The organism is Pseudomonas sp. LS44 (genome assembly GCF_024730785.1).
Classification (GTDB): domain Bacteria; phylum Pseudomonadota; class Gammaproteobacteria; order Pseudomonadales; family Pseudomonadaceae; genus Aquipseudomonas.
In genome coordinates this window covers 650,863-663,652 of record NZ_CP102830.1, presented here as the reverse complement: position 1 = coordinate 663,652, position 12,790 = coordinate 650,863, and the positions used below count along the sequence as shown (strand labels likewise).

Sequence of the window (12,790 nt, the reverse complement as noted above, 5' to 3'; positions counted from 1 at the left end):
GGACGGAACGATCAGCACATCAGAGGGGCGAAGCGCGAGGGTTGGCTGAAGGCCAGGAATAGCGAGGCGGAGTTTTACTGCGCAGCTCACGGCGCGGACGTGGGACGGCAGCCGCGATGCGCGGCCAGAACAGGCCGAACAGCAGCGCCATGGCCAGCACCACGGAGCCGCACAGCGGGCAACTGAAGGTGCCGGAGAGCTGGTTGTCGCTCTGGCCACTACTGGCCAGCTTGCTGCCACCCAGGTCGAAGGACGGCTGCGCCTTGTTGTCGGACGAGCAGAATTGACCACCGATACCGTTGAGCTGCAGGCCGAGCATCTGTCCATGACCCAAACCGCAGGCGAGCACGCTGAACAGGACGCTGAAATACAGCACCCAGGCGGTCAGCGAATGGCGGCGGCGGTCGATGTTCATGAGTGGACTCTAGATGAGGGCGGCGAATTTAGCAGCGCGAACGCCGCGAGAAAACCGCTGATTGCATCCTCAGCCAACCGCCAGCGCTTGCGCCGATGCGCCCTGCCCGACCAGAAAGCTGCCGAGCAGCTCCAGCGGTAGCGGGCGGCTGAACAGGTAGCCCTGGATAAAATCGCAGCCCAGGCCACGCAGGAACGCCAGTTGCTCGGCACTCTCCACCCCTTCGGCGACCACCTGCAGGCGCAGGATGTGCGCCATGCCGATGATGGCGTGGACGATCTCGCCGTCGGCCTCGCTGCCGGGAATGTCGAACAGAAACGATCGATCAATCTTCAGGGTGTCAAGCGGCAGGCGCTTGAGGTAGGCCAGCGATGAATAGCCGGTGCCAAAGTCGTCGATGGAGATGCTCACGCCCAGCTCGCGAATCCGCTGCAGCAGGCCGAGCGCCTGGTTGACGCTGCTCATCAGGGCGTTTTCGGTAACCTCCAACTCGAGGTGCTGCGGACGCAGGCCGGCGCCCTCGAGCGCCGCGGCGACGATGCTTGGCAAGTCGTCGTGGCTGAGGTCGAGGGCCGAGCAGTTCACCGCCACGCGCAGCTCGACATGGCCCTGCTCGACTAGCCCGGCAAGGTCAACACAGGCGCGGCGCAGCACCCAGGCGTCCAGCTCGGTAATGAAACCATTGGCTTCGGCGATGCCGAGAAACCGATCGGGGCCGAGCAGGCCAAGGCGCGGGTGCTGCCAGCGCAGCAGGGCTTCGAGCTTGGTCACGTCGCCGCTACGCAGGTCGAGAATCGGCTGGTAGTGCAGCAGCAAGCCGCCCCCGCCGTCGCAGGTCAACGCCTGGCGCAGCTCCTCTTCCAGTTGCAGCTCGAGGGTGACCTTGTGCTTGAGGTAATGGTTGAAGAACTGCAGCGCATTGCGCCCGCAGCTCTTCGCCTGGTACAGCGCCAAGTCGGCATGCTTGAGCAGCTCCTCGCAGCTGTCGCCGTCCTCCGGGTACAGGCTGATGCCGATGCTGGCGCTCATCACCATGCTGCGCCCGTTGATCAGGATCGGCTCCTTCATGCGCTGTAGGATGCGCTCGGCCAACTGGCGCGCTTCATCCGGCGTATGCAGGCTGATCAGGATGCAGAACTCGTCGCCGCCGAAGCGGGCGATGACGTCCTGCTCGCGCAGCGTGCCGCGAATCCGCGCGGCTACCTCATGCAGCAGATGATCGCCGGCGTCGTGGCCGAGGCTGTCGTTGACCCGTTTGAAGTGGTCGACGTCGAGGAACATCACCGCCAACGCGCGGCCGGTCGCCGCATGGCTGTGCAGCCACTCGCCGAACAGCTCGGTGAAGGCCCGGCGGTTGAGCAGGTTGGTCAGCGCGTCGTACTGGGCGGCCTGCTGTAGCAGCGCGCGGGCGCGGTCGAGGTCACTGAGCAGGCGGTTGACCCGACTGAGGTCGCTCTCCTTGCTTTGCAGCTTGCGGTCGGCCGCCGCCGCGCCGAGGCCGCAGCCGATGGCGAACACGCTAATGATGCCGATGGCCACGCCAAGCTGGGTGGCATCGTTGTCGTTCGGCAAACTCAGCGGGGTACCCAGCGGCACCACCAGGGACATCGCCCACATGCCGGTGAAGTGCATGGATACGATGGCGCCGCCCATCAGCAGGCTGGCCAGCCCCTTGAGCCACTGGTGGTGGCGCTCGTTGAGATCGCGCCAGCGCAACGCCAGCCACAGCGCGACGAAGCTGGCGACCACGGCGATCACCACCGACAAGGCGAACAGCCAGGGGTCGTAGTACAGCGTCGCACTGGAGCGGATCGCCGCCATGCCGCTGTAGTGCATCAGCACGATGCCGGCGCCGATGCACAACGCTGCCTGCACGCATTGGCGCAGCGTGGGCCGCAGTTGTTCCATCGAGCGCATGGCCAGCAAGGCGGCGACGCACACTATTAGCAGCGAGAGCAGCGTGGTCGGCAGGTCGTACTGAATGTCGATGGGCGCGCGAAAGGCGAGCATGGCGATGAAGTGCATCGCCCAGACGCCACCGCCGAGAAACAACGCACCGGCCCAGCGCCAGGCGCGACGGACGCGGGCGTGCGACGCGTAGGCGAGGCGATCGGCGATGCTCAGCGTGGCGTAGCTGGCCACGCAGGCCACCACATAGGCCAGCAGCACCAGGCCGAGGGCATGGCTGCAATCGAGGAGCAGTTGACCACCCGTGGGACGGCCGACGAGAAAGCGCAAATCCAGCCATTCCATAGCGTGAGCTCCACTCAGGCCAACGACAAGAAGGACTACTGCAGCCAAGCGACAGCAGTATAGTCAGGCATATCAGTTCGCCACCAGTCGCCCTTCAGGCCCAGCCCGCGCGGGCCGGCAGTTGATCGCAACGCGCTTGGCGGAACTCGCGCAGCAGCGCACCGGGCAAGACAGACAGTTGCCCGCGGTGGGTACGGATCAGGTTGAGCGCTCGCTGCGCCCGTCCGTCAGTACCAGCTGCAAGCGCCGGGCCTGCACGTTGGCGGCGACGTCGAGCCAAAGGACCATTACAGTGAGGGGAATCGTCCCATCAGTGCGCCCGCGCATCAGGAGCCCGCATGAAAGCCATCGCCTACTACCAATCCCTGCCGATCGACGATCCCCAGGCGCTGCAGGACGTTCAGCTGGTCGAGCCAAGCCCCGGCCCGCACGATCTGCTGGTCGAAGTGCGGGCCATCTCGGTCAACCCGGTGGACACCAAGATTCGCCGCAACGTCGCTCCGGAGGCTGGCCAGGCCAAGGTGCTCGGCTGGGACGTGGCCGGCGTGGTCAAGGCGGTGGGCAGCGCGGTCAGCCTGTTCCAACCGGGCGACGAGGTGTTCTACGCCGGTGCGCTGGATCGTCCCGGGGCGAACAGCGAGCTGCATGTGGTCGATGAGCGTCTGGTCGGGCACAAGCCGCGCAGCCTGGACTTTGCCCAGGCTGCGGCCCTGCCACTGACCGCGATCACCGCCTGGGAATTGCTGTTCGAGCGCCTGGGCATTGCCGAAGGCCAAGCCAGCGCCGGCCAGCGCCTGCTGATCGTCGGCGCCGCCGGTGGCGTCGGTTCGATCCTCACCCAACTGGCTCGCCAGCTCACCGGCCTGACCGTGATCGGCAGCGCGTCGCGTGCCGACACGCAGGCCTGGGTACGTGCCCTGGGCGCGCAGCACGTGGTCGACCACGGCCAGCCGCTGGCCGCGGAAATCCAGCGCCTCGGTATCGGCGCGGTGACCCATGTCGCCAGCCTGACCAACACCGACCAGCACCTCGATCAACTGGTCGAGGCCCTGGCGCCGCAGGGCAAGCTCGGCCTGATCGACGACCCGGAAGAGCTCGACGTGCGCAAGCTCAAGCGCAAGAGCCTGTCGCTGCACTGGGAGTTCATGTACACCCGCTCGCTGTTCCAGACCGACGACATGATTGAACAGCACAAGCTGCTCGAGCGGGTCAGCCAACTGATCGATCAGGGCGTGTTGAAAACCACCCTGGGCGAGCATTTCGGGCGCATCGACGCGGCCAACCTACGCCGCGCCCACGCCCTGCTGGAAAGCGGCAAGGCCAAGGGCAAGATCGTGCTGGAAGGCTTCGCCTGAGAACCTGTCGCGGATCTGCTGCGCGTCGACAACGAACCGACCAACCTCCGGGTGCTGCGGCAGATCCTCCAAGACGACTACCGCCTGCTGTTCGCCAAGAACGGCGACAAAGCCCTGGAGCTGGCGCGGCGCGAGCAACCGGCGCTGATCCTGCTGGATGTGATGATGCCGGGAATGACCGGCTACCAGGTCTGCCAGGCGCTCAAGCAGGCCCCGGCCACCGCCAGCGCGCCGGTGATCTTCGTCACCGCCCTGGCCGATGTAGCCGATGAGGAACAGGGCTTCGCCGTCGGCGCGGTGGACTACATCACCAAGCCGGTCAGCCCGCCGATCGTCCGCGCGCGGGTGCGCACCCATCTGTCGCTGGTGCGCGCCGAGGAGCTGCAGCGCACCCGTCTGCAAATCGTCCAGTGCCTGGGCATGGCGGCCGAATACAAGGACAACGAGACCGGCCTGCACGTGATACGCATGAGCCACTACGCGCAGGTGCTGGCCCTGGCTGCCGGCTTCAGCGCCCAGGACGCCGACGATTTGCTCAACGCCGCGCCGATGCACGACATCGGCAAGATCGGCATTCCCGACGCCATCCTGCAGAAGCCCGGCAAGCTCGACGCGGAGGAATGGCAGGTGATGCGCCTGCACGCGCAAATCGGCGCCGACATTATCGGCGAGCACACCTCCGGGCTGCTGCAGATGGCCCACCGCATCGCCCTCAGCCACCATGAGAAATGGGACGGCAGCGGCTACCCGCAGGGCCTGCGCGGCGAACAAATTCCACTGGTGGCGCGCATCGTGGCGATTGCCGATGTGTTCGACGCGCTGACCAGCGCCCGTCCGTACAAGCCGGCCTGGCCACTGGGGGACACCTTGGCGCTGTTGCGCCGCGAGAGCGGCCGGCATTTTGATCCGCAGCTAGTCGAACTGTTCATCGGCGAGCTGCCGAAGCTGCTGGCGATCCAGTCACGCTGGGCCGAGCAGCCCGCACAATATCCGCACAACAGCGCCAAAACCCCCGAGTTAGAGGGCTCGACCAACTAGGCCTCGACCACCTATCGGCGACCCTAGAAGCTTCATCCGGGCGGGTTACACTGCAAGCTCTTGAGCATTTGTCGGGAGCCCATGATGGAAATTTTCGTCAGCCCGCTCACCCCTCCCCACGGCCAACAGGCCTGGCAGGTGCACCTGGATCAGCATGCCGTGGGCTTTCGCAGCGAAGCGGAAGCCCGGCAGTTCGTCGCCACGCTGGAGGCGCGCCTGCAGGCCCCGCATGTCCTACCCGAACAGCCGGCCCGTCAGTCCGGCTGAGCCCGGCGCAGCAGCCGCGCCGTCATCCATACCGTGCCCACCGCCGCGATACCGCACAGGCTGATCGCCTCGGCCATCGGCAGCGCCGTGCCGTCGTGCAGCACCCCGACCAGCGACGACGCGCCGGCGGCGATGCAAAACTGCAGCGCACCGAGCAAGCCCGAGGCGCTGCCGGCGTTCTGGCCTTGCCCGGCCATCGCGCAGGCCGATGCATTGGGCAGAATACCGCCGAGGCTGGCGATGCAGATGAACAGAGGAATCAGCAGCGGCCACAGCTCGGCCGGCTGCATCGCGGACAGCACCAGCAGCGCCAGGCCGCTGGCCAGATATATCCATACCGCACGACGCATCCAGAAATCCGGCCCATGCCAGCGCAGCAGTCGCGCATTGACCTGGCCGGCGACGATGAACCCCGCCGCGTTGATGCCGAACAGCCAGCCATAGTGTTCGGCGGGCACGTGATACAGCTCGATGAACACGAACGGCGAGCCGGAGATGTAGGCGAACATGCCGCCCATCACCAATCCACCGGTCAACGCATAACCCATGAACACGCCATCGCCCAGCAGCCGCCGGTAACGCCGCAACGTGCCGCTCAGAGCGGCACGCGGCAGTTCGCGGGACAACGACTCCGGCAGCCACAGCGCGACAGCCAGGCCGCACAAGGCGCTGAACAGGGTTAGACAGTAGAAGATCGACTGCCAGCCGGAGAACGCCAGCAGCCAACCGCCGAGCACTGGCGCGAGGATCGGCGCCAGGCCCATCACCAGCATCAATTGCGAGAAGGCCTTGGCCGAGGCGATCGGATCGCACAGATCGCGAACCACGGCACGTGAGATCACCATCCCTGCGCACCCGCCTAGGGCCTGAACGAAACGGGCGGCGACCAACCATTCCAGGCTCGGCGCCAGGCTGCAGGCCAGCGAAGCCAAGGTGAACAGCGACACGCCGATCAACAGTGGCACACGGCGGCCAAAGCGGTCGGCCACTGGACCGTAAAGCAGTTGGCCGATCGACAGGCCGGCGAAGTACACCGCCAGGCTCAGCTGGACGTGCTCGACATCGGTAGCGAAGGCCAGGGCCAGCGCCGGGAAGCTAGGCAGGTAGAAATCGATGGCCAGCGGGCCAAAAGCGCTCAGCGCGCCGAGGATCAGCAAAATTCGAAACGTCATGGGATTACCGAATTACAGCGGGCCGCAATGACCTTGCCGGAGCCGCAGAATAACCGGCCGGGCAGATTAGCCCAAGCCGGGAGCGGAATCGGCGGAGCTTTCGCCGGCGCGCTTGGTTTGTTGGGTAATGGCAAGAATGTGGGTACGGAGATGTCGCTGACACCCTCTCCCCAACCCTCTCCACTAGGCGTGCCCCCATGCATGGGAGAGGGAGCTGAACGAGGATCAGGCTCGTAGCCCGGATGCAATCCGGGGAGCCAGGCAGCGCCGTTCCCGGATTGCATCCGGGCTACGGTACTCGGCATTGTGCTTATCGGAAAATGCTCGGAGTCACGCCGATCAGTCCCCTCGCCCCTCCGGGGAGAGGGTTAGGGAGAGGGGGCGATTGCCATGCACCACTCCAAGCCGACCTCGCCACCGCTCACCCAGCATGGGCAAGCGGTGCTCGGCGATTATTCGACTGGAGCGGACGCTTCGGCTGGACCCTGCGCCTTTTGCTTACCCTTGCCGCCGAGCTTGGCGGCGGCCGACTCGACCAGCAGGTAGAACATCGGGATCAGGAAGGTCGCCAGCAGGGTCGCCGCCAGCATGCCGCCGATCACCCCGGTGCCGATAGAGTGGCGACTCGCCGAGCCAGCACCGGTGCTGATCGCCAACGGCACACACCCGAGGATGAAGGCCAGCGAGGTCATCACGATCGGCCGGAAGCGCAGCTTGGCCGCCTCCAGCGCCGCCTCGAAGATGCCCATGCCCTGCTCCTCGCGGCACAGCACGGCGAACTCGATGATCAGGATGGCGTTCTTCGCCGCCAGGCCGATCAAGGTCACAAGGCCGACTTGGAAGTACACGTCGTTGGACAGGTCGCGCATCCAGATGGCGAGGATCGCACCGAACACCGCGAAGGGCACCGCGGTAACCACCGCCATCGGCAGGGTCCAGCGCTCGTACTGGGCAGCGAGAATCAGGAACACCAGAATCAGGCCGAACAGAAACGCTGTACTGCCCGAGCCCTGGGTCGCCAGCTCCTGGTAGGCCGAGCCGATCCAGGCCAGGTTGTAGCTCTCGCCGAGCACCTCGTCGGCGACTTCCTGCATGGCCTGAAGTGCCTGGCCCGAGCTGTAGCCCGGCGCCGGGCCACCGAGCAGCTTGGCCGCCGGGTAGACGTTGAAACGCGCGTAGGAGTCCGGGCCAAGGATGCGCTGCACACTGACCAGCGAGGACAGCGGGATCAGCTCGTTGGTGGTGCTGGAGCGGACATAGACCTGACTGAGGTCTTCCGGCTTGCGGCGGAAGTCCGGTTCGGACTGCAGGCTGACCTGCCAGGTGCGACCGTACAGGTTGAAGTCGTTGACGTAGTAACTGCCGAAGGTCGACTGCATGGCAGTGAACACATCGTTGATCTCCACGCCCAGGGCACGGGCCTTGGTGCGGTCGAGGTCGATGTAGTACTGCGGCACGTCGGCGTTGAAGGTGGTGTTGACCCCGGTCAGCTCCGGGCGCTTGGCCGCCGCAGCCATGAACTTGTGGACGATATCCTCGAGCTGCGCGACGCTGCCGCCGCTGCGATCCTGGATGTAGGCCTCGAAACCGCCGGTGGTGCTCATGCCACTGATCGGCGGCGGGTTGAAGGTCATCACCACGGCGTCCTTCTGCTTGGCGCCCATGCCCATGAACTGCGGCGGCAGGTTGCGTGCATCGAGCTCAGTGGTGCTGCGCTCCTTCCAGTCCTTGAGTGTAATGAACGACACCCCGGCACTGGTACGCGAGCCGGAAGTGAGGATGTCGAAACCGGCGAAGGTCACCACATCCTGCACCGCCGGGTGCTGCATCAGCTCCTCGGTGACCGCGTCGGTGACCTGCTCGGTGCGGCTCAGCGAGGCCGCCGGTGGCAGCACGTAGGCGTTGAGCACGTAGCCCTGGTCCTCATCCGGCACCAGCGAGCCGGGCACGCGGCCGAACAGCACGACCATGATGGCGATCATCCCGCCAAACAGCAGCAGGCCAATCAGCGAACGCTTGAGGAAGAACTGCACACCGGCGGTGTAGCCGTTGGTGAAGCGCTCGAAGGCGTTGTTGAACCAGCGGAACGGCGCCGCCGGCTCCTTGTGCTCGGGCTTGAGGATCAACGCGCAAAGTGCCGGCGACAGGGTCAGGGCGACGATGCCGGAGATCACCACCGACACGGCGATGGTGATCGCGAACTGCTTGTACATCTGCCCGGCCAATCCACCGAGGAAGCCCACCGGGATGAACACCGCGCAGAGCACCAGGACGATGGCGACGATCGGCCCAGTCACCTCCGACATGGCCTTGATCGCCGCCTCGCGCGGGCTGAGCTTCTCGGTGCGCATCACCCGCTCGACGTTCTCCAGCACCACGATGGCGTCGTCAACCACGATGCCGATGGCCAGCACCATGCCGAACAGGGTCAACAGGTTGATGGAGAAGCCGAGCATATACATGCCGGCGAAGGTGCCGATCAGTGACACCGGAATGGCCAGCACCGGGATCAGTGTGGCGCGCCAGTTCTGCAGGAAGATGAACACCACCAGCATCACCAGCACCAGCGCCTCGACGAAGGTGTGGATCACCTCCTCGATGGAGACCTTGACGAAGGTCGTGGTGTCGTAGGGGATCTTATAAGCGATGCCCTCCGGGAAGCGCTTGGTCAGCCGCTCCATGGTGGCGCGCACCGCGTCGGCGGTATCCAGCGCGTTGGCGCCGGGCTGCAGGTAGATGCCGAAGGCGGCGTTCAGCTGGCCGTTGAGGCTGGTCGCCAGGGAATAGTCGAGGGCGCCCAACTCGACCCGCGCGACGTCCTTGAGCAGCAGGCTGGCGCCGGTCTGGTCGGTGCGCAGGATGATGCTCTCGAACTCCTCGGGCTTGCTGAAGCGGCCCTTGGCGCTCACCGTGTAGGTGAACGCCTGCGTCTCGTTGAGCGGCTCCTTGCCGAAGTTGCCGGCGGCGAACTGCGAGTTCTGCTCCTGGATAGCGTTGACCACGTCGCTCGGGGTCAGGTTGTACTGCGCCAGCTTGTCCGGGCGCAGCCAGATGCGCATCGAGTAGTCCTTGGAGCCGAACTGGCTGGCGTCACCGACCCCGGGAATCCGCTTGAGCTCATCGATCACGTTGATCAGCGCGTAGTTGCTGATGAAGATCGGGTCGCGCGAGTTGTCCGGCGAATAGAGGGTCACCACCTGGAGGATGTCGGAGGACTTCTTCTCCACCTTGACGCCCTGGCGACGAACTTCCTCGGGTAGCTTGGCCAGCGCGGCCTGAACCTTGTTGTTGACGTCGATGGTGGCCTGGTCCGGGTCGGTGCCGACTGCGAAGTACACGCTGAGGCTCATCGCGCCGTTACTGTCGGAGTTCGACAGCTGGTAGATCATGCCCTGGACGCCGTTGATTTCCTGCTCCAGCGGCGCGGCCACGGTTTCCGCGATGACCTGCGAGCTGGCACCCGGGTAGCTGGCGCTGACCGAGACCTGCGGCGGGAGGATCTCCGGGTACTGGGCGATCGGCAGCTCGCGCATGGCGGCGAGGCCGGCAAGAATGATGATGATGGAAATGACCGCGGCGAAAATCGGTCGGTCGATAAAGAAGCGTGAGAACACGGCGGCGCTCCTTTAGGACTGCTGGGCAGGCTGGGTAGCGGCTTCAGCCTTCGGCTTGGCCTCGACGGCCTTCACCGGCTGGTCGGGACGCACCTTCAGCAGCCCCTCGACGATCACCCGGTCACCTTTGGTGATGCCCGACAGGATGACCCAGCGGCCTTCCACCGTCGGCCCGGTGACCACCGGCTTGCGCCGCGCGATCCCCTGCTCATCCACCACGAACACGTAGGTGCCCTTCGGCCCCTGAGCCAGTGACTGCTCCGGTACGGTGTAGGCCTGCGGGATGTTGATGCCCTTGACCAGCACACGGACGAATTGGCCGGGCAGCAGCCGACGTTCCGGGTTGGGTACTACCGCTCGGGCACTGATGGTGCCGGTGCCGGTGTCGATGAAGCTATCGGTGAAGTCCACCTGGCCTTCCAGCGGGTAGGTCGAACCATCGCCAAACTTGATCTCCGCGCTCAGCTTGCCGTCCTTCGGCAGAGTCATGCTGCCGCTCTGCACGCCTTCGCGGATCCGCGCGCCCTCGGTGTCCGAGTAGGCGAAATTGACGTACAGCGGATCGAGCTGGGTGAGCCGGGTCAGCAGGCTGGCGCTGGGGTCGTTGGCCGCCACCAGGCTGCCTTCAGACACAGTTTCCTTGCTGGTGATGCCGCTGATCGGAGCCTTCACCGTGGTGTAGTCGAGGTCGATCTGCTTGGCCTGCACGCTGGCCTTGGCCGCTTCGATATTGGCCTTGCTCTGCTCGAAGCTGGAAATGTAGCGGTCCAGCTCGCTTTCGCTGGCAAAACCTTTTTTCTGCAGCTCGCGAATGCGCTTGAGGTCGCGGTCGGCCTGCCGGTAACGCGCCTGCTCCTGGGCCAACGCGCCTTTGGCTTGGGCCAACGCGGCCTGGTACAGGCGCGGATCAATGCGGAACAGCACCTGGTCCTTGCTCACCGTCGCACCCTCTTGATAGGTGCGCTGCTGGAGGATGCCGCTGACTTGGGCACGCACCTCCACCTCGCGGTAACCGGCGGTACGTCCGGCGTACTCCAGTACCATCGGCAGCGCCACCGTGGCGACGACCTTCTCGACCACCACCTCGGGCGCTGGCCGCGCATTCGCCGGCGTATCGGCCGCCTGGACAGGAAGACCGAAGCAGGCCAGGGTCAGGCACGCGTAAACAAACGGCATATGGCAAACGAACCGCATAGATGTCTCCATGACTACGCAACGCTAAAAGAAATAATAGAAAGGATTGCCGCGCACGCATCGCCCCGACGCGCTTATCCGCCAGCTGGACAACAAAACCCGGTTAAACTCCCCAGACCAGAGCCTAGTCACTAAAGCCTCAGCTGCCATGCGTCGAACCAAGGAAGAAGCCGAAAAAACCCGTTGTACCCTCTTACAGGCGGCCGAACAGCTGTTTCTGGAGCGTGGGGTCAGCAATACCAGTCTTGAGCAGATTGCTCGGCACGCGGGCGTAACCCGGGGCGCAGTGTATTGGCATTTCCAGAACAAAGCTCACTTGTTCCACGAAATGCTCAATCAGGTGCGTCTGCCGCCCGAGCAGATGGCCGCCCTGCGCGCCGGCGGCAATGCCAGCGCGGCGTTGCTGGCGATGCGCAGCGCCTGTGTGAAGGTCATTGAAGAACTGGCCCGTGATGAGCAGAAACGGCGGATTTTCACCATCCTGCTGCAGCGCTGTGAATTCACCGCGGAGTTGGCCGAGGCGCAGGAACGCCATAACGCGTTCATCGATCAGTTCATTGCCATCTGCGAAGAAATCTTCACTCAGGAACCCACCCGCAGCCGGCTCAGTCCAGGCATTACGCCGCGCCTCGCCTCGCTCGCCTTGCACGGGCTGATTGTCGGCCTGTTCACCGACTGGTTGCGCAACCCGAGCCTGTTCGACCCGCTGGTCGACACCTCCACGCTCGTCGACGGCCTGTTTCGTGGCCTGCTGCGGGACTGGCAGGTACCCGCCTGACTCCGCCAACGTGCGCCTCGCTCAGGCTTGTCGGCGTGCCAGGCAGCGTCCACCATGCAAGCATCCGAGCGAGGAGAATTGCCATGCGCCGTCCGATCCTGCTGCTGTTGCTGAGTCTGCTGCCGCTCGCCCACGCTGCGCCATATGGCGGCGGGGCGCAGGCGCAAGGCTATGGCGTGCTGATCATCTCCCGCGAGCGCCTGGAGGTCGCCAACCCCTGCGATATCGGCCTGTACCTGCACGACCAACTGGCCGCGCGCCTGTATCAGGGTCAATCGGCGTCGTTCAACTTGCCGCCAGGTGATGTGTCGCTACGGCTCGGCCTGGTGGGCCCCGGCCTGTGCGCGCCGGGCATCACCCAGCTGGAAAACCAGCGCATCGTCATCCAGGCCGGCGAAGTGCGTAAATATCGGATTGCCCTGGGTAACCGCGGCTTTGAGCTGATCGCTGCACCGTTGAATTATTGAGCGGCCCCGTATCAAGTCCTGTGCGGTATTCGCCCTATCTCCCTAACCCTCTCCCCCGCTGAGGCGAGGGGACTGACCTGTGTGGCTGCTTAGATTTTCGTAAGCCCACACAAATCCGCAGCCCAATTCCGATCGCCCCCCTCTCCTATGTATGGGGATAGGGCTGGGGAGAGGGCCGCCAGATGATCCAGATCAGGGGCTTGACCTTGCCCGCATGGCAAGGTTGATCCTAGGCTG

At 64.9% G+C, this 12,790-nt stretch carries 10 protein-coding genes; 5 read left to right on the top strand and 5 right to left on the bottom strand.

Annotation, left to right across the window (positions count from 1 at the left end; all coding sequences use genetic code 11):
* Positions 1-19: 19 nt before the first annotated feature.
* A complete protein-coding gene (locus NVV93_RS02970; protein ID WP_258252977.1) occupies positions 20-415 on the bottom strand; it encodes a DUF2946 domain-containing protein in 396 nt (131 codons plus the stop codon).
* A gap of 69 nt (positions 416-484) precedes the next feature.
* Complete coding sequence (locus NVV93_RS02965) at positions 485-2,668, bottom strand: bifunctional diguanylate cyclase/phosphodiesterase (protein ID WP_258252976.1); 2,184 nt, start codon at positions 2,666-2,668, stop codon at positions 485-487.
* A gap of 338 nt (positions 2,669-3,006) precedes the next feature.
* Here NVV93_RS02965 and NVV93_RS02960 point away from each other — a divergent pair, with 338 nt between their 5' ends.
* The 3 genes from NVV93_RS02960 to NVV93_RS02950 all read left to right on the top strand — a co-directional run bounded on the left by NVV93_RS02960 (position 3,007) and on the right by NVV93_RS02950 (position 5,328).
* Complete coding sequence (locus NVV93_RS02960; RefSeq protein ID WP_258252975.1) at positions 3,007-4,023, top strand: zinc-binding alcohol dehydrogenase family protein; 1,017 nt, start codon at positions 3,007-3,009, stop codon at positions 4,021-4,023.
* A gap of 51 nt (positions 4,024-4,074) precedes the next feature.
* The gene (locus tag NVV93_RS02955; protein ID WP_258252974.1) at positions 4,075-5,061 is read left to right on the top strand and encodes an HD domain-containing phosphohydrolase; all 987 of its coding nucleotides are present in this window, start codon (positions 4,075-4,077) and stop codon (positions 5,059-5,061) included.
* Between the two features lie 84 nt (positions 5,062-5,145).
* Positions 5,146-5,328: a hypothetical protein gene (locus NVV93_RS02950; RefSeq protein ID WP_258252973.1), complete on the top strand. Its 183-nt coding sequence runs from the start codon at positions 5,146-5,148 to the stop codon at positions 5,326-5,328.
* Here the strand turns inward: NVV93_RS02950 and NVV93_RS02945 are convergent.
* From NVV93_RS02945 to NVV93_RS02935, 3 genes are all read right to left on the bottom strand, one after another.
* Complete coding sequence (locus tag NVV93_RS02945) at positions 5,316-6,500, bottom strand: multidrug effflux MFS transporter (protein ID WP_258252972.1); 1,185 nt, start codon at positions 6,498-6,500, stop codon at positions 5,316-5,318. The genes NVV93_RS02950 and NVV93_RS02945 overlap by 13 nt on opposite strands.
* Positions 6,501-6,952: 452 nt before the next feature.
* Positions 6,953-10,114 (bottom strand): efflux RND transporter permease subunit, encoded by a 3,162-nt coding sequence (locus NVV93_RS02940; protein WP_258252971.1) that lies wholly within the window; start codon positions 10,112-10,114, stop codon positions 6,953-6,955.
* 12 nt (positions 10,115-10,126) lie between these two features.
* Positions 10,127-11,308, bottom strand: a complete 1,182-nt coding sequence (locus NVV93_RS02935) for an efflux RND transporter periplasmic adaptor subunit (RefSeq protein ID WP_258252970.1) — start codon at positions 11,306-11,308, stop codon at positions 10,127-10,129.
* Between the two features lie 148 nt (positions 11,309-11,456).
* Between NVV93_RS02935 and NVV93_RS02930 the strand changes: the two genes are divergently transcribed.
* Positions 11,457-12,086: a TetR family transcriptional regulator gene (locus tag NVV93_RS02930; protein ID WP_258252969.1), complete on the top strand. Its 630-nt coding sequence runs from the start codon at positions 11,457-11,459 to the stop codon at positions 12,084-12,086.
* 83 nt (positions 12,087-12,169) lie between these two features.
* Positions 12,170-12,553 (top strand): hypothetical protein, encoded by a 384-nt coding sequence (locus NVV93_RS02925; protein ID WP_258252968.1) that lies wholly within the window; start codon positions 12,170-12,172, stop codon positions 12,551-12,553.
* The last annotated feature ends 237 nt before the right edge of the window (positions 12,554-12,790 follow it).